Annotated in this window: 17 protein-coding genes; 5 read left to right on the top strand and 12 right to left on the bottom strand. The window is 34.8% G+C overall.

Going from position 1 to position 16,654, the window contains the following annotated elements; all coding sequences use genetic code 11:
- Positions 1–100: 100 nt before the first annotated feature.
- From BP18_RS01005 to BP18_RS01015, 3 genes are all read right to left on the bottom strand, one after another.
- Positions 101–991, bottom strand: a complete 891-nt coding sequence (locus tag BP18_RS01005) for a diacylglycerol/lipid kinase family protein (protein WP_029277105.1) — start codon at positions 989–991, stop codon at positions 101–103.
- Positions 992–1,042: 51 nt separating this feature from the next.
- Positions 1,043–1,990, bottom strand: coding sequence for a LacI family DNA-binding transcriptional regulator (locus BP18_RS01010; RefSeq protein ID WP_007725274.1), 948 nt, complete (start codon positions 1,988–1,990; stop codon positions 1,043–1,045).
- Between the two features lie 177 nt (positions 1,991–2,167).
- Positions 2,168–2,629 carry a Fur family transcriptional regulator gene (locus tag BP18_RS01015; protein WP_007725276.1) on the bottom strand — a complete coding sequence of 154 codons (462 nt, stop codon included), beginning with the start codon at positions 2,627–2,629 and terminating at the stop codon, positions 2,168–2,170.
- Positions 2,630–2,863: 234 nt separating this feature from the next.
- On the opposite strand from BP18_RS01015, the gene BP18_RS01020 reads away from it, so the two are divergent.
- Both BP18_RS01020 and BP18_RS01025 read left to right on the top strand, forming a co-directional pair.
- The gene (locus BP18_RS01020) at positions 2,864–4,156 is read left to right on the top strand and encodes a glutamate-1-semialdehyde 2,1-aminomutase (RefSeq protein ID WP_007725278.1); all 1,293 of its coding nucleotides are present in this window, start codon (positions 2,864–2,866) and stop codon (positions 4,154–4,156) included.
- Between the two features lie 125 nt (positions 4,157–4,281).
- Positions 4,282–5,379 (top strand): FUSC family protein, encoded by a 1,098-nt coding sequence (locus tag BP18_RS01025; RefSeq protein ID WP_007725280.1) that lies wholly within the window; start codon positions 4,282–4,284, stop codon positions 5,377–5,379.
- A 91-nt stretch (positions 5,380–5,470) separates the two neighbouring features.
- Here the strand turns inward: BP18_RS01025 and BP18_RS01030 are convergent, their stop codons facing one another.
- From BP18_RS01030 to BP18_RS01070, 9 genes are all read right to left on the bottom strand, one after another.
- Complete coding sequence (locus tag BP18_RS01030) at positions 5,471–6,310, bottom strand: hypothetical protein (protein WP_007725282.1); 840 nt, start codon at positions 6,308–6,310, stop codon at positions 5,471–5,473.
- A gap of 284 nt (positions 6,311–6,594) precedes the next feature.
- Positions 6,595–7,128 carry a nucleoside tri-diphosphate phosphatase gene (gene ntdP / locus BP18_RS01035; protein ID WP_007725284.1) on the bottom strand — a complete coding sequence of 178 codons (534 nt, stop codon included), beginning with the start codon at positions 7,126–7,128 and terminating at the stop codon, positions 6,595–6,597.
- A 256-nt stretch (positions 7,129–7,384) separates the two neighbouring features.
- Entirely contained in the window at positions 7,385–8,593 is a 1,209-nt protein-coding gene (gene mutY, locus BP18_RS01040) for an A/G-specific adenine glycosylase (protein ID WP_007725285.1), read from the bottom strand.
- Positions 8,593–9,444 carry a recombination regulator RecX gene (recX, locus tag BP18_RS01045; protein ID WP_007725288.1) on the bottom strand — a complete coding sequence of 284 codons (852 nt, stop codon included), beginning with the start codon at positions 9,442–9,444 and terminating at the stop codon, positions 8,593–8,595. The genes mutY and recX overlap by 1 nt, the downstream gene beginning before the upstream one ends.
- Positions 9,445–9,578: 134 nt before the next feature.
- The gene (locus BP18_RS01050) at positions 9,579–10,523 is read right to left on the bottom strand and encodes a general stress protein (protein WP_007725289.1); all 945 of its coding nucleotides are present in this window, start codon (positions 10,521–10,523) and stop codon (positions 9,579–9,581) included.
- Positions 10,524–10,688: 165 nt separating this feature from the next.
- On the bottom strand, positions 10,689–11,558 hold the full coding sequence (locus tag BP18_RS01055; protein ID WP_007725291.1) for an SDR family oxidoreductase: 870 nt from the start codon (positions 11,556–11,558) through the stop codon (positions 10,689–10,691).
- Positions 11,559–11,765: 207 nt separating this feature from the next.
- On the bottom strand, positions 11,766–12,659 hold the full coding sequence (locus BP18_RS01060) for a general stress protein (RefSeq protein ID WP_007725293.1): 894 nt from the start codon (positions 12,657–12,659) through the stop codon (positions 11,766–11,768).
- 238 nt (positions 12,660–12,897) lie between these two features.
- Positions 12,898–13,653 (bottom strand): DUF6088 family protein, encoded by a 756-nt coding sequence (locus BP18_RS01065; RefSeq protein ID WP_007725294.1) that lies wholly within the window; start codon positions 13,651–13,653, stop codon positions 12,898–12,900.
- An 86-nt stretch (positions 13,654–13,739) separates the two neighbouring features.
- Positions 13,740–14,681, bottom strand: a complete 942-nt coding sequence (locus BP18_RS01070) for a competence protein ComK (protein ID WP_007725295.1) — start codon at positions 14,679–14,681, stop codon at positions 13,740–13,742.
- A 233-nt stretch (positions 14,682–14,914) separates the two neighbouring features.
- Between BP18_RS01070 and BP18_RS01075 the strand changes: the two genes are divergently transcribed.
- The 3 genes from BP18_RS01075 to BP18_RS01085 all read left to right on the top strand — a co-directional run bounded on the left by BP18_RS01075 (position 14,915) and on the right by BP18_RS01085 (position 16,596).
- Positions 14,915–15,118, top strand: a complete 204-nt coding sequence (locus tag BP18_RS01075) for a DUF1659 domain-containing protein (RefSeq protein ID WP_007725296.1) — start codon at positions 14,915–14,917, stop codon at positions 15,116–15,118.
- A gap of 54 nt (positions 15,119–15,172) precedes the next feature.
- Entirely contained in the window at positions 15,173–15,397 is a 225-nt protein-coding gene (locus BP18_RS01080) for a DUF2922 domain-containing protein (protein ID WP_007725297.1), read from the top strand.
- A 95-nt stretch (positions 15,398–15,492) separates the two neighbouring features.
- Positions 15,493–16,596, top strand: coding sequence for a peptidoglycan-binding protein (locus tag BP18_RS01085; protein ID WP_007725298.1), 1,104 nt, complete (start codon positions 15,493–15,495; stop codon positions 16,594–16,596).
- Positions 16,597–16,654 lie beyond the last annotated feature (58 nt).

The raw sequence follows: 16,654 nt of genomic DNA on the forward strand, positions 1-16,654 counted from the left end.
TCTTATGGAATAGACCGATTTGCTTGTAAGAGCCCTATGATAGTTAGAAGATACCTTTATTCCCATTATCTACTACAAGTACAAGGTCATTAAGTAACGATTAAGCGAAAACGGATAACGCATGTGGCAATACGTTTATTTCTAAAGGGAAAGTTTGACCTTTATCGCCGTCAACGGTGCAACTTATTGACTTATCTTTATCTTCTAATAAACGAATTTTTGCTTTTTTGAAAGTACGATATTCCAGTTGATCATTGGTGTACTCTTTATCTTGAAACAATTCTGGTACTAAACTTAATTTTTCTTTAGTCGTTGTTTCTTTTAAAGTGACCATATGAATTAACCCATCATCGATGGCTGCTTCAGGAATAGCCGTGCCTACTCCACCAACAAAATTACTCATAGCAATCAAGAGCATACTGTAATCTGCGCTCCATTTTTCTCCTTCAATCTCTATTTCAAATGTGTAGGTATGTTCATCTCTTAAAGCCTGAATTCCTTTCATCACATAAGCAAACACGCCGAATTTAGTTTTCATATCCACATCTACTTCTTGAACAGATTCTGGTATTGGACCAACTGAAGTTGAACTAATGAAAAAGCGCTCATTAATTTTACCTACATCAATTTGTTTAATCGTTGCTTCTTGCAAAGCTTCGATAGCTTTTATAGGATTCATAGAAATCCCTAATGCTCTAGCAACATTATTAACCGTTCCGAGTGGAATGATTCCTAAAGCGATTTTAGACTCATGCAACAGTAGACCATTAACAGCTTCACTGACAGATCCATCTCCTCCCAATACAAAAAAGGCTTTGTACTCATTAGAAGCAGCTTCTTCTGAAAATAAACGAGCATCCCCTGATTTCTTTGTTTTTTTAATGGTTAATTCAGTATAAGTAGTTCCAATCTGTTTTTTCAGCTGTTCAATATAGTCTTCTGATTTTTCTCCACCTGAAGAAGGATTGACAATGATCATAGCTTTAGTCATATTTTCAGCTCTCCCTTTTACCACTTTTTTAATCATCTGTGCCCTTAATTTTTATTTAGTAGTCCCTCTAATGACAAGTTCAGGAATGAATAATATTTCTCCTTGTGAGGCATTTTTTTGTTCAATTTTATTTAATACCATTTTAGCACAAGCTTCACCCATCTTGATAACAGGTTGCTTTACAGTTGTTAATTGTGGAAAAGCGATTTGATCAAGAAAAACGCCATCGTACCCAATGACCCCAAAATCAGATGGAATAGTGCCACCCATATTAACTATCCCTCTTTGTATGCCAATTGCTAAACGATCTGAGCTACAAATAAAAAGGGTATTAGGCTTGATAATTTTCCAGTTTTCTTCAATAAATTCCGCCGCATAACGTGATCGGTTCTCGAATCGATGAATCTCAGGTTCTCGTTTATTCTTTTGTAATGTTGTGATATAGCCACTTTCTCTTGAATATTCAAACGGCTCTTTTACATCAATTCCAATAAAAATGATGTTTTCATAGCCCGCATCAATTCCGTATTGTGTGGCTTTCGCAACACCTTCTTTATTATCTGAATCAACAAAATCATAACCGTGTCGATTTTCACCAAATAAAACGACTGGTTTTGTCGCACCACTGATCCAACCATAATCACTTTCGCGCATGCCACAAATAATGTACCCATCACACGATCCAATATCAAAACTATTCTTGGTCACCAACTGCAAAGAATAGTGACGACTGTCTAATTCTTGCGCAATACCCATCAATAAATTCATATAATAAGGTTCAGTCGTATCCATTTCTTCAAGAATAAATAATTTGATAATTTGCGTGCGATTATTAACTAATGCTTTCGCAGCAACATTTGGACGGTAACTTAATTCTTCCATCGCCCTAAATACCAGTTCTTTCAGCTCATCCGTAACTTGTTCGGGATGATTGATCACCCTTGAGACCGTCATTTTTGATACATTTGCTTTTTTTGCAACATCATTGAGTGTTGACATTAAATGTCCCCCTCCTCTTATTATGTATCTAATTCCTATTCTGTTCAAAACTTATACAGTAAAATCAATAGTATAGATAATCCATTTTTGTGTCAATATTCCTTCATTTCTTCCATCTATTTCAAATAAAAAAGCACCTTTTAAATAAGGTGTCTTTTTATTTGAATGTGTACTTAGCTAGTATTGCTTAGCATTTTCGGATTGCTCTTGTTTAACTTGGCATTCAGGGCAAATTCCATAAATTTCCAAACGATGTCGTCTTATTTTAAAACCGGTTAAGTTAGTTGTTACTTCTCCAATATCTTCTAATCCTGGATAATAGAGATCTTCAATTCGACCACAAACTTCACAAATTGCATGATAATGTTGTGCCGAAGTAAAATCAAATCGACTTGAAGCATCGCCATAGTTCATCTCATCTACAAAACCAACCTTAGTGAATAAACGCAAATTATTATAAACGGTTGCGACACTCATATTTGGAAATCGTTCAGCTAAAGCTTGATAAATTTCATCGGCTGTTGGATGATTATCATTTTCAATTAAATACTCTAAAATACCGTAACGTTGCGGCGTAATACGAATGTGTGCTCGCTTCAATTTATCAATTGACTGAGCTACTAAATGATTTGAAGTCATTTTGTTCCTCCTTTCAAAATCAGTTCATTACCCTTATTTCCATAAATTGATTCTATCTAATTATCATTTGATAGTGATTATTATCTTGTAATAAGTGTTTATTATTTAATAATAACTATTTTTGTCAAAATTTGCAAATAAATATACATCCTCTTACGGCATTGAAAGATTGCACTTATAAGATAAGAGCTTTACAATAGTAATGATTTTACTTTTTAAGGAGGCAATTTATTTATGTTAAACCATAGTCAAAGTGACCGCTTAGCTTTAGAAGCAAATAAAGTCATTGTAGGAGGAGTCAATAGTCCCAGTCGTTCATTTAAAGGAGTTGGTGGTGGAAATCCCGTTACCATGACTCGTGGTGATGGTGCTTATTTATACGATGTTGATGGAAATCGTTACATTGATTACTTAGCTGCTTACGGTCCAATTATAACTGGATTTAATCATCCACATATTGTAAAAGCAATTAAACAGGCTGCAGATACAGGTGTTTTATTTGGCACGCCATCCGAGCATGAAATCACATTTGCCAAGATGTTAACGGATGCTATTCCTTCAATGGATAAAGTACGTTTTACTAATTCAGGAACCGAAGCTGTAATGACGACCGTCCGTGTTGCACGAGCGTATACAGAACGTGAACTGATTGTAAAATTTACTGGTCAATACCATGGTCACTTTGACCTTGTATTAGTTGAAGCAGGAAGTGGCCCAGCTACTTTAGGAACCACTGATTCTGGTGGTATCACAAAAGGGACGTCTAAAGAAGTGATTACTGTACCGTACAATGATGTAGAATCCTATCGAGCAGTAATGAATAAATGGGGCGATCAAGTAGCAGCTGTTTTGGTTGAACCAATTGTCGGAAACTTCGGAATGGTTGCACCAAAACCAGGCTTTTTGGAAGCAGTCAATGAAATCACACATGAACATGGTGCTTTAGTCATCTATGATGAAGTCATTACAAATTTCCGATTCCAGTATGGTGCGGCTCAAGATATGTTAGGTGTAATTCCTGATTTAACAGCTTTTGGAAAATCAATTGGTGGAGGATTACCTATTGGAGCATATGGTGGACCCACACGAATTATGGATACTGTAGCTCCTCTTGGACCCGCTTATCAAGCCGGCACAATGGCTGGAAATCCTCTTTCTATGCAAGCTGGAATTGCCTGTTTAGAAGTTTTACAAGAACCAGGTATTTATGAAAGGATGGCAGATTTTGCTGTTCAGTTAAAAGAAGCTTTATTAGAAGCAGGAGAAAAATACGGTATTCCTACTGTCGTTAACCAAATTGGCGGATCACTGACTGTTTACTTTTCAACTCATCCAATTGAAGATTATGCCGATGCAGAAAATACAGACACTGTACGTTTCGGAAAATTCTTTAAAGCAATGTTAGATGAAGGCATCAATCTAGCTCCAAGTAAATATGAAGCTTGGTTTTTGACTATCATGCACACTCAAGCAGATATTGATGAAACCAAACTAGCGATTGATAAAGCTTTTTCTAATTTAATTTAAAAATTAAAGTCATTTCTAATCTTATTATTTCAATTTTCAAACTATTTACTAAAATTCTTTGCTTAATCACTCTAAGTAGCTTATCATACAACTATACAAACAATAAAACGGAGTGATTTTATTTTATGAAAATAGGAGCACGAACGCTCAAAACAGGAATAGCTGTGGCTCTTTCCTTGGCCATACCAGCATTTTTAAATTTTCCATCTGGCAGTGTTTTAGCCGCAATCTCTGCTATCTTCGCCTTACAACCTTCAGTTAAACGATCAATCAATACGCTTAAAGATCGTATTATTGCTAACTTAATAGGTGCGTTAGTTGCTATTTTTATTACGTTATCTATCGGAAATCATTTTATCGTAGTTGGTCTGGCAGCTTGTCTTTTGATTGCCATTTTAAACCAGTTGAATCTTAGTAATGTGATTGGTTTGGCAACAGTAACGTTGATTGTTATTATGCAGACAAGTGAAGATAACTTTATTCTTTATGCTTCAATTCGAGTTGCAGCTACCATTATGGGTGTCTTTATTGCTTTCTTAGTAAATACTATTTTATTCCCACCAAAATATGAAGAAAAGTTGTATCATGTTACAGATTATTCCACAACTGAAATCATGAAATTTTTACGTGCAAGTGTGCGAAAAAACAGCCAGTATCCTGTTTTGAAAAAAGATTTAAAATGGATCAAATCCGAACTAAACCGTATGGACATTTATTTATCATTATTCAAAGATGAAGGAATGGTCACTAGAAAAAAAGACCGTTTTCAAAAAATGCGTAAAGTAGTGGTGTATAGACAGATCATTGCTACTACAAAAGAAGCCTATAATCTATCTTGTACCTTTCATAAATATGAAAATTCCTTTAATCACTTTCCAAAAGACTTGAGAATCTTAATACGTGAGCGTCTTGAGACGTTACTAACCGCTCATGAACAAATATTATTAAAATTTAATGGACGTGTGTCGCCAGACAGTGTAAATTTTATTGCTTATAAAGCACCACTTAGAAAAGAATTTATGCAATCTTTCTTCGATGAAGCAAGTTTAGAAGAATACATGCATGATGACTACGGTCAAAGTAATGCCGTAATTCATATTATGTCTAGTATTTTAAAATACGAAGAATACCTTGAACATTTAAATACTCTAGTCAGCAGTTACAAAAGAAATGACTGGAACCCTGATACAGAAATCTCAAATATTGAGCACATCGAACAATAAAGAGGACATTAAAAAAACAGTTGAGCAAAATTTGCTCAACTGTTTTTTAGTTTTATTTTTTATAAAAGTGCTACTAATTCTTTATTCTCGCTTAAATACCGCTAGTAGTGTCTACTTTTTTATTAAGAGCTTCTTCAAATAAAGTGCTGTAAATAGCTGTTCCTTCATCATTCAATGATTTGCCATTTTCAGTTAACGTATTTTCCAACTTTTTGCTGTCCATTTCAAGTTTATCTAGGTAACTGTCATGAAGATTGAAACCAATCCACTTGTTCTCTTCAACCGTTGCAACCATTTCTTTTAAATAAGAAGTGTAATCAAGTGTTCTTGAATTATTATTTCCTTTTTCGCTGCTACTAGGATTAGGTGCTACAAAAACAATTAATGCTTCAGGCAAAACATTTTTAATTGCATCGTAATTCATCGTTAAATAATCGCTTGAATCAGCTAAACCAATATCTAGTTTTTGATCAGCATAAGGCGTTAATTGAAAAAAAACCACATCTGGATTTGTTGCTGCTAACTCTTTACCTTTAATTTCACTTATCAATTGATAAGAATTATAATCCGGGTAGGCCAAACGATTAGACTTAATTTTACTGCCAGTTTGTTCATTTATGTACTTTTCTGTTACAGAGATCCACGGCTCTTCTTGGGCTAAATCCCCATAAAAACTAATAGCGACTTCTTCTTTTAACAAACTGAGATAGTTTAAATAATCTAGCACTGAAAGCTCTTTACGACTTTCTTCATAACTAGCAATTTGTTGAGAGGTATCCACTTGAGTTGCTACCTCATCTTTTTGATCTGTTTTTTCCGCTATTGTCACTAACTCTTGTTGCTGTTTTTTTGAGTAATTCATACCAAAAAAGACAACTGCAACAGCTAAAACTACTAGAAGAAAAACAGCAAATCCGCTTTTTTTAGACAACTTGCTCACTCCTTAAGATATCCTATGATTTTTTTGAATAATTTCATTTGTTATTCAATCCTTAATTATTTTACCATACATTCGCTAGAACTCACTACCCTTTTCTTTAAAAGGTTCTTCGTCAAATAGTGTGATCCTTCAGAAATAGTCGTTCATCAACACTAGAAAGGAGGGTTCCCTGTAAAACAGTAAAAAGACTCCAATAAATTGGAACCTTTTTACTGTTTTAGTATTTTTCTATCTTTTGTGGAGAATTAACTTTCATCTTATCCAGTAGAAGGTCATTACTTATGTGATAACTGCTGATAGCGTTTATACCATACGTCAACATAATCTTGTGAAAAAGGGCCTTTTTCTTCATTGATCCAGTCCACTAAAATTTTCACGTTTTCTTTTAAAATATGGTCAATATCATCAGGATAATTCCACTTTTTGCTATGATCTTCATACTCATCTACATCCAATAAGCGTTTTTCGCCATCTGGAAAGACTTTGATATCTAAATCATAATCAATATACTTCAACCCTTCATCATCTAATGCATAAGGCGAAGCAAGATTACAATAGTAAGAAACACCATTATCTCTTATCATTGCAATGATATTGAACCAATAATGCTTATGAAAGTAAACAATCGCTGGTTCTCGAGTTAACCATCTGCGACCATCCGATTCCGTTACAAGAGTGTGATCATTCACTCCTATTAACGATTGATCACTTGTCTTAAGTACCATTGTATCTCTCCAAGTGCGATGCAAACTGCCATCATGTTTATAGCTTTGGATTGTGATGTATTCTCCTTCTTTTGGAATATGCATCCCTAACCCAACTTTCTTTTTCTCACATAGGTATCGCAAGAAATTAGTAAATAATAAACCAGAGAGTGATTGAACACTCGACTCGTATTTATTATATCACAACTCTTAATCTTTATAGTATAAAACCAAATAAATAATGAAATAAAAATGAGAAAACTACAATCTACCATCTATTTTTCAAAAAAAAAACAAACAAACACCCCTTCTTTTCAGTATGTTCTGAAAAAAGAGCTGTTTGATTTTTAAACTTATTATTTTATTTTTTAAATTTAGATAAGTAACTTTGCCACATTTTTGTTTGAGGCCCCGGGAACACATATTGATCAAAGTCATCAGGTTGTACCCAATAACAGTTTTCAGGGATGACCATTGAATCTTCCACTATTAATTGTCCATAATAAACAGCGATGAACCATTTTAAATGACTAAAAATATGCTGAACTTCATCAAATGGAACTTCCATTAAAGTAGGTTTAATCCCGTAGTTGCTTTCTAATTCGGTTGTGATTTTTTTTATGACTTTTTCAGTAAGGTCTTCATCCTCTAAATGAATCAATGTTCCTTTTTCAATACCCGTTTCTGGAATCACTAATTCTTCTTCAATTAACGGAAAAGTCCACATATTTGCCAGCAAGCCATTTACAGGACGCTTTTCTAACAAAAAGGCACCTGTAGCATTTTTAATAATCGTTCCTACATAGTAAACGGGTTTAGCTTTTTTCTTTTTACTTTTCACGGGATACTTATCCCATGTGCCGTTTTGATACGATTGATTAAATTCTTTAATGGGGCTCAACTCTGGATGGTAATTTTTAGGTGTGCAGATGCTTGAACCTAAATCCATAAAAGCTTGATTAAAATCTCCTGGTTTATAGGGATCTATTAGTTCTCGCATAATAGCTTCAAAAATTTTGCGATTACCTGGTTTAGCAATATCGGCATCAATTTCAAACAATCGACTCAACACGCGCATCACATTTCCGTCAACTGCTGGTTCTGGTAATCCAAATGCCATACTAGCAATCGCTCCAGTTGTATAAGGACCAATCCCTTTTAGTTTGGTGATTTCTTTAGGATCACTGGGCATTTCGCCATCATACGTTTCCATGATTTGTTGGGCAGCTGTTTGCAAATTCCGAACTCGTGAATAGTATCCAAGCCCTTCCCAAGCTTTTAGCAAGGTATCTTCATCTGCATGTGCTAAAGCTTCAATCGTTGGGAAAGTTTTCATGAAATTCAAATAGTACGGTATAACCGTATCCACTCTTGTCTGTTGCAACATGATTTCTGAAACCCATATACGATAAGGATCATTGTTTTTCCGCCAAGGTAAATCTCTTTTTTCTAAATCGTACCAGCTAAGAAGCGTTTCTCTGAATCGTTCAATTTTTTCTTGTGGCCACATCGGTATATCAAAAATCAGTTTTTGTTTTTTTTCAACTAAATTGATTTCAGTTTGTGTCATTAATCTTCGTCTTCCATTTCTTTTTCATTAATATATTGTGTAATCAAATCACCAGCAAACCCTTTTTGGAACAAACCACTTTTAACTTTTTGACTTTTTTTAGCTCCAGTTAATTTAGTTTGTTTGCGCCAAATTTTGTCTCCTTGTGTTTTTAAAGCTTCATATTCATCGTCATCTTCTTTTACTGAATCTATCTGTTCCAAAACTTGAGTAATTACATCAGATTGAAATCCTTTTTGCATCAAATTTTGACGAATTTTATTACTCGTTTCTCTCGAAGAATGTTGCGAAGAACGACGCATAACTTTTTCTGCTAATGCAACACCATTTTCTACCATTTGATCAAACGGGTACTGCTCCATTGCTTCTTCAATGGTCTCTTCATTAACTCCACGTTTTTTCAATTCTCTTTTTATCACGTAAGGCCCCTTTCCGCTAACATTTGCAGCGGTTCTTGTATAACTTTCAGCATACATCAAATCATTTAAGTAGCCTTGTTCTTTTAATTGTTCAATCACCTGATCAGCTGTCTCACCCGTAAACTCATGGGCAATTAAATCATCTTTAATCTCTTTTATTGAGCGCAAAGAATAGTTCAAATAAACTAATGCTCTCGTATATGCTTTACGGTAGCCATCTTCGATTTCTAGTTGCTGACGGAAGCTCTTTGAAATTTCCATACCCTTATGCAAAATATGTTTAATTAAAATAGCTTCATCAACAGGAAAAGCATATTCTTCATCTAAATAAATATTGTAACGCCCTTTTCTTTTTTGCGCTTCAATTTTTGTGATTTTAGGCAATGCTGATGGTGAAGTATTTTGTTTTTCACTATCTAATTTATATATCATAGCCTCACACTCCTACTTCAGTTCTACTATTATAGCATAAACCATTAACAAACACATGTTCGAAAGTTTAAATTTAATCATTTGCAAAGAAAACGACACTGACCTAAGTCAGAGTCGTTTTGACTACTATTTATTTATTTATTTGGAAAATCTCTTTTTGGATCATTTCTTGGCTGACCAGATAAGGTGCTGCCGTCAAAATGAGGCAGATCTAACTCTTCTTGGTTTTGTGAACTAAGTCCAGAAGGTTCATCATTTGGTACTGAACCTGTTGGTGGCGTTCCCTGTAATGGATTGTCATTAGGATTGTATTCTTGATGATTTAATGAGTCAACTGATGGAGTTACCACGTCTCTAGTATCATCTCTTCGATCTTGCTCTTTGCTAAAAGGACCATTCGATAAATCATCCTCTTGATTGTCTTGCAATCTAGGATTCTCTTCATTCCAAATTGAATCAATCATTAAATCATCTTCTTCAATCGTTTCAGGAACAGTCGTTTCTGTTAAACCGGGTTGTACTGTTGTATTATCAGCTGGACCTTTTTCAGCTGTAAAATTAGTTTCTAATGGTACTTCTGCATTATTCAAACGATCATCGCCATCATTTGCTAAAATATCATCATCTGTTGGTTGAGAAGCATTTCTTACTACACGCACTCCTTCACCAGCTTGTCCCACGATAAGATTTGATGATTCTGTTGATTCCTGAGTCTCTTGATTGCTTGGATTTAATCCGGTAGTTTCATCTGAAAGGACGATATATTCTCCTGCTTTTAAGGAATCAGCATAGTGAGCTGCAGTCGCCGAATCAACGCCAAATTTTTCTAATTGAGCATTATCGTCTGCATCTGTATCAGTAAACAGATCTTTTAGTTTGTCCCAAGTAGATTTTTCATCCTCTTGTTCAGTTAAAACTTTACTAACTTCTACACCTGATTGTTCTTTAATTGCTGAAGAATCTTGTTTAGTTGTCACAATTTTTATGCTGTCTCTAGAATGACCTTCCGCTAATAATTGTTCTACACATGCTGATGTTTCTTGTACATTTGAAAATGAACCAACAACTACTTTACTCATACTTAACACTCCCTTTTAAGATTATCGACTTTACTTAACGATTTGTTCCTTCTTTTCTTTATAAACTCACCTTAACAAATGAAGAATAAGTTATCAAAATAGACGACTTGAATTGAACGTTAAAGCTCATTTAGTTGCACTTTAATAAAAGTTAAGAATCACTCATCAACCATTTATGACGACTCCGCCATTAACGTGTAAAACTTGACCAGAAACATAACTAGAATCGGTACTTGCTAAATAGACATAGGTTGGTGCCAACTCAAAAGCTTGCCCAGCACGATCAATTGCTCCACCTTTTCCCCAGTCTTTCAATTGTTCTTCAGTAAAAGTAGCAGGAATCAATGGAGTCCATATTGGACCTGGCGCTACACCGTTAACACGGATTTCCTTCTCAATCACTTCGTCATTTTGAGAAAGCGATCTAGTAAAGGAAGTAATGGCCCCTTTAGTAGCCGAATAATCTAGCAAATGTTCACTGCCGCGGTAAGCAGTAATTGACGTTGTGTTGATAATTGACGCTCCTTTTGACAAATGAGGCATTGCAGCTTTCACAAAGTAAAATTGACTAAAGATATTGGTTCTAAATGTACGCTCTAATTGTTCTGCCGTGATATCACCAATTTTTTCTTGAACATGTTGCTCACCAGCATTATTGACCAGAATATCTAAATGACCCCATTCTTTCATAACTTTAGCAGTAACTTCTTGGGCATATGATTCTTGACCTACATCACCTTTGAATATTAAAGCTTTGCGCCCGATCTTTTCAATTCGATTTTTCGTGTAGTTCGCATCGTCATCAGATTCCAAATAGCCGATAGCTACATCTGCTCCTTCTTTTGCAAAAGCAATCGCTACCGCTTGACCAATACCACTGTCTCCACCCGTAATAATAGCGGTTTTCCCTTCCAGTTTTCCAGCAGCCTTATAATTAGGATCTTCTGTTTGCGGTTCAGGGTTAACATTTTTACTTTCGTCATCTATCAAATAATTAGCTTTAGGTTTTTGTGTTTCTTTTTCATTAATTGTCATTGTTATTCCCTCCTCGGTTTCTTTTCACAACTAGCATATCAACTTCAGAAAACGAATTCAAATAAGAGGACTTCTTTGACTAAAATAATTTTCTAGCGATTTGGCTAATTTTTTTTGTTCAGGTAACTCGCTATAAATTACCTCTACGACAGTTCTGATACGCATAAAAAAAGGGCGATAAAAAACTCACCCTTTTTGCTTAACTATTTAGTTCGTTTTATCATCTTTTTTTATCGATTTCCCACCAGCATTTTCAAATTCATCGCTATAATAAGCATCACTTTCTGGTTGTTTAACCTGTTGGTCTGGTTTTGCTTCTTCCAATTTTCCAGCTCCGTTTACATGAACAGAATTAGCAGCAGAATCACCTCCATCTACTACACCTTTACTAATATTACTAGGATAAACATGGTCTTCATTTTCAGCCACTACAGTAGACTCGTCTCCAGTTAACTGGGGAACTTTGTCAAATGAAGAATCTTTTACATCTTTCGTTTCTGCGATTGGACTGCTTGATTCCTCTTTAGTAAAAGATGATACTTGTTTGTCAGGAGCTGTAACCGGATTGCCAGCAATATCTTCTCTGGAAGATTGAGCTTTAGTCGGATCAAATTGTTCTCCATCACCAGGAGTTGCTTCCATTTCTTCTTTTGTAGATGTTTCAGAAGGAGTAGAGGCTACATTTCCATTATTACTAGTGTCTGTTACATTCAATACTGCTTCATTTACTTGTGATAAATGATTTAAATTAGACGGTCCCGCGCTATTGACCAGTATCACGATTTCGTCATTTTCTAAAGCTTCTGTAAAATGGTCACCAGAACCTTCTTCAACACCATAATCTTCTAAAGGATTAGACGGCTCATCAGAATTGTATCGGCCAAAACTAAAAGATTGTTTTAACTTTTCCCATAACGATAACCCTTCACCCGGATTTACTGCATCCACTTCAACCAAGGTTAGATCTTCTAACTGACTTTCTGTCTTTTCATTTGTTACGATAATGATTTCATCAGCCAAATAGCCTTCGTTGATTAATCGTTCTACTGCACTGACTGTTTCTTCTTTTGACATATATGTTCCTTCAACTCTTCTATCCATTAAAAATCACGCTCCATTTCATATTAGTAATACTGAAATCTTTACTATAATGATGCACTGTTTTCATTTATAAAAGCTGTTTCAGACATCCTTAATTTATCTTTATGATAGCAAAATTCCACATTACTAGCAAAGAAGAAGCCTTTGTTTGTAGTATAAACTGTAACTAATTTAGTTAAGCATAAAAAAAGCCAGTAGGATTCTACCGACTTTTTATCTCTATAGCCTAACTGGTGGTTTACTCATTTTCATAAGAATCGCTTCTATTCGTTTTATTGACTTCATTTTGCTTTTTAGAACCTATTGTAATAATGATTTCGTCTTTTTGTTCTTCCAGATAGACCTTGTTTTTAATAAATTCAGCAGCTCTAAGAACAACTTTTTGACTGTAAAAATCAACTGCAAATGCTATAAGCTTAGCTGCTTCTAAATGGTGATTATTCATGTAATGAGTCAGTGCATAATTGTATTGCAGTGTATCTCCTTTTATCAAGTCATTTTTTATTAGATCTAATATTTGCAGATACCGATAATTTTTATTGGTTACTATTGTTGGAGGACTCATCAGCTTAAAGTTTACATCAGTTGTTTCAATGTTTCCCTTCCTTTTTTCATTTGTTGCAACAATGATTTCGCTTGGATTATTGCTGATTAATCCAAGCTTATACAAGTAAGTTTCCCCCGTCAAATATCCAAAGACGTTTCCTCTTTTATCTTTTATATACGTTCTTTCAATCAACTCAGTACTATCAATACCCGATTCATCTGCTTGCTCTATTTCATCCCTGTAATAGACACCCGTTCCAAAACGCTTTAAACACTTATCTTCTTTCATTATTCTCATTAATATTACATTCACATTTTTTCGTACTTGATGACTCTCTTTATCCTCGTCAGTATATTTCTCTATGTAATGCATAATATCAGAAATAAAAATTGGACTACCTATTTTTTGACTCAAAATATATGTTTGGACAAGCTTTGTTAAATTCATAAAGACCTCCTTATTTAGTTGTTCAATCGAAAAAACAGACTTTTCATTCTATAAAATTAAGCGGTAATCTGCAAGAAAAGCAGTCATTAGTCGTTTGCTTCATTCATAAATGTAAGTAATATATCATTTAGATTAGGATGGTCATCTCCTAAAAGAACTGTTAAAGACTGCTTTCTTATGGCTATTTTAAGTTCATTGCACATGTTCTGAATAAAAAACACGTATCGTTCTAAGGTTAAATGATCTATCTGATTAGGAATTAAGATTCCTTTGAAATGGGACTCTTCAAGATGATTTCTATATTGGACAGTTTGCAGATTATAGTGAGTGAGCAACATTTCTTTTGCAAATAGCTGCTGACAGAAACTTAGCACCGCTCCTTTTTCTACTTGTTTCAAAAAACGCCTTTGTTCAGTCACTACACTATTTATTGACTGGTTTTTAAAGTGTAAACGAACCTTGTTTGATTGCTCAATCAACTCATACTGACTAACATGATGGAGAGCAAACCAACTACTAGTCCCTTTCAGTGAACTTTTTTCAGGTATAAAAACTAATTCACCTAGAACATAAGGAATTTTGTAATAAAAACCTAACAGTTGACTTGACGACCGTATTTTTTCATAGGGAATTCCTTTATGATCTATGAAACGCTTCATTAAGTCTTTTGACGTTTCTTTCGTTTTAAGCGGGTATAAATTGGACTGAAAAACGATCGTATTGAACGGCGTTGAAGAATGGTGACTAATATCCATCACATAAAAGGTCTGGTAATTGAGTAAAATCTGATTTTGTTCGATACTTCTTTTCAACCACTCGTCTATTGTATAGGTTGTGGAACTTATTTTATCAGCTGTGCTTGTCACACTTGTATGAATGTATTCTTCTTCATCATAACACTCTTCTTGCAAATGATTCTCTTTTTGATAGTTTAATTCTTCTAAAAAAATACATAATATACTTTCTAATTCACAATCCAATTTCATTTTGTTGAAAAGGGGTTTATTTTGACTAAAAGAATCTTTCAATCTGGTATCCTCATTTCCCTCAACCTATTACATATATATAACAATTGTAATCGTTATCAAGTGAAATAGCACGAAAAATTTAATTTATCTGTAGGAATTTTATAAGCTTGTGTTTTATTTCGCATTCTTCGACACAATAGGTAACACTATTTTTATTCTAGCCGTTATTAGAAGTGTAAGATGTCATGACAAATAGCTTACACAGCAACTTATCTCAAGAGGAGGAAGCAATTATGCAAAAAGAATGGACAAAAGGAGCAATCGAAGTACATTTTGAGGATGCAGCAAATGAGAAAGTATTATCACGCAGCTATTCAAACACAATCAAAAATGTCACACCGGAACAAGTTGAAGGGTTTACTGCTGCTTTAGAAGCTTTGACTAGTTTCCCATATTTAGAAACCGTCATGGTTGAAGAATATACGTATACCCGCTAAACGGTAACAAACTTTATATTCAATTAGTTTACCCACAAAAGGAGGAAGTAAGACATGGCAAAATCACTTGAATTAAGATTTGGGACAAGCTTAGGAAAAACTAAAGCAATGAGCGTAAAAGATCCTATTCTCAACCTAACAAAAGAACAGGCCCTACAAGCAATGAACTCTATTATCTCATTAAATATGTTTCAAATTGAAGGTACAAACCCTTATGCTACTACGGTTGGAGCACGCTACGTTGAACGGGTCGTAAATGATATTTTCGAAGTAGAATAAAACGTGTCAAAAATCGGTTAGACTAACTATTCAGATATGCAAGTGAGATGAGACCTTTTGTCTCATCTCACTTTTTTTTCAAAGGAGGAATTCAAATGACGTATACGATCGAACAACAACTTTTACCCATCACTCAAAAAAAGCTAATCAGCAGCAGCTTGATTATTGCTCATGAATCAGGGAATGCCAAAAATAGTGGTCCATTAGCTTTAGAAAATGAGATTGCTTTTATGAAACAACAGGCTCAGTCTAACGGTGCTTTCACGAGTCATTGGGTTGGCGGCGGTGGCAGAATCATTCAAATTGCTGAAACAGGGAAAGTACAGTTTGGTGCGGGAAAATATGCAAATCCTCATGCCTATGCACAAGTAGAACTGGCTCGAACATCAAATTCGGACTGGTTTAAAAAAGATTATCAAGCTTATATATGGCTCTTGCGAAACCTTGCAACTGAATCAAGTATCCCAATAACTTTAGATTCTGGTACTACTATTGCTTCTAAAGGTATTAAAACGCATCATTGGGTCTCTAGCAATTTAGGCGGAACAACTCATAAAGATCCCGCTGCCTACCTTTTACAGCACTCTATTACGCTTGAACAATTTGCTAAAGATTTGACTACGACTAGTCAAACTGTTCTTATACCTATTCTTTCACCATCTAAACCAAATCATTTATATCATCTTGTTTTAAAAAAGGATTCTTTATGGAGCATTGCTAAAAAATACCATACAACGCTTACCTGGCTGAAAAAAATAAACAACATATCTTCTGAAACCCTATCGATTGGTCAAACGTTACTTATATCCATTGACCAACAACCATCCCTTACCTTCTCACAAACTGAGGCAATCAAAATGGTTCAAAAAATGTTGGGCATTAAACAAGACGGCTTATTTGGATCACTAACAAAGCAAGGCTTAATAAAATTGATCCAAAAAACGGTTGGTTCTGCTATAGACGGCTATTGGGGACCTAAAACTGCTGCAAACATGAGAACCTTAAAAAGTGGTTCAACCGGTTGGGATGTTTACGCAATCCAAGCCTTCTTATTAGGCAATAACTTTCAAATTGTTGGGATGCCAGATAACACTTTTGGGCCAAACACAGTACGTGCAGTAAAAGAATTCCAAATCGTTTCTGGCCTTCAATCTGACGGGATTGTTGGCCCAAAAACGTGTCAAAAATTAGTTGTCTAACGTAGTTTATTTCGCCTATGTTTCAAAATTCACCGAACGAATACCCCAAAATATGGTA

This window comes from Carnobacterium jeotgali MS3, assembly GCF_000745125.1.
In the GTDB taxonomy this organism is placed as follows: domain Bacteria; phylum Bacillota; class Bacilli; order Lactobacillales; family Carnobacteriaceae; genus Carnobacterium_B; species Carnobacterium_B jeotgali.

Excerpts from the sequence above, each read along its gene's own strand:
- BP18_RS01085 (WP_007725298.1), top strand. The coding sequence starts at position 15,493 with ATGACGTATACGATCGAACAACAACTTTTACCCATCACTCAAAAAAAG.
- BP18_RS01055 (WP_007725291.1), bottom strand. The coding sequence starts at position 11,558 with ATGACAATTAATGAAAAAGAAACACAAAAACCTAAAGCTAATTATTTG.
- BP18_RS01050 (WP_007725289.1), bottom strand. The coding sequence starts at position 10,523 with ATGAGTAAAGTAGTTGTTGGTTCATTTTCAAATGTACAAGAAACATCA.
- BP18_RS01015 (WP_007725276.1), bottom strand. The coding sequence starts at position 2,629 with ATGACTTCAAATCATTTAGTAGCTCAGTCAATTGATAAATTGAAGCGA.
- BP18_RS01005 (WP_029277105.1), bottom strand. The coding sequence starts at position 991 with ATGACTAAAGCTATGATCATTGTCAATCCTTCTTCAGGTGGAGAAAAA.
- BP18_RS01025 (WP_007725280.1), top strand. The coding sequence starts at position 4,282 with ATGAAAATAGGAGCACGAACGCTCAAAACAGGAATAGCTGTGGCTCTT.
- BP18_RS01075 (WP_007725296.1), top strand. The coding sequence starts at position 14,915 with ATGCAAAAAGAATGGACAAAAGGAGCAATCGAAGTACATTTTGAGGAT.
- BP18_RS01080 (WP_007725297.1), top strand. The coding sequence starts at position 15,173 with ATGGCAAAATCACTTGAATTAAGATTTGGGACAAGCTTAGGAAAAACT.
- mutY (WP_007725285.1), bottom strand. The coding sequence starts at position 8,593 with ATGACACAAACTGAAATCAATTTAGTTGAAAAAAAACAAAAACTGATT.
- BP18_RS01060 (WP_007725293.1), bottom strand. The coding sequence starts at position 12,659 with ATGGATAGAAGAGTTGAAGGAACATATATGTCAAAAGAAGAAACAGTC.
- BP18_RS01010 (WP_007725274.1), bottom strand. The coding sequence starts at position 1,990 with ATGTCAACACTCAATGATGTTGCAAAAAAAGCAAATGTATCAAAAATG.
- BP18_RS01020 (WP_007725278.1), top strand. The coding sequence starts at position 2,864 with ATGTTAAACCATAGTCAAAGTGACCGCTTAGCTTTAGAAGCAAATAAA.
- BP18_RS01065 (WP_007725294.1), bottom strand. The coding sequence starts at position 13,653 with ATGAATTTAACAAAGCTTGTCCAAACATATATTTTGAGTCAAAAAATA.
- ntdP (WP_007725284.1), bottom strand. The coding sequence starts at position 7,128 with ATGCATATTCCAAAAGAAGGAGAATACATCACAATCCAAAGCTATAAA.
- recX (WP_007725288.1), bottom strand. The coding sequence starts at position 9,444 with ATGATATATAAATTAGATAGTGAAAAACAAAATACTTCACCATCAGCA.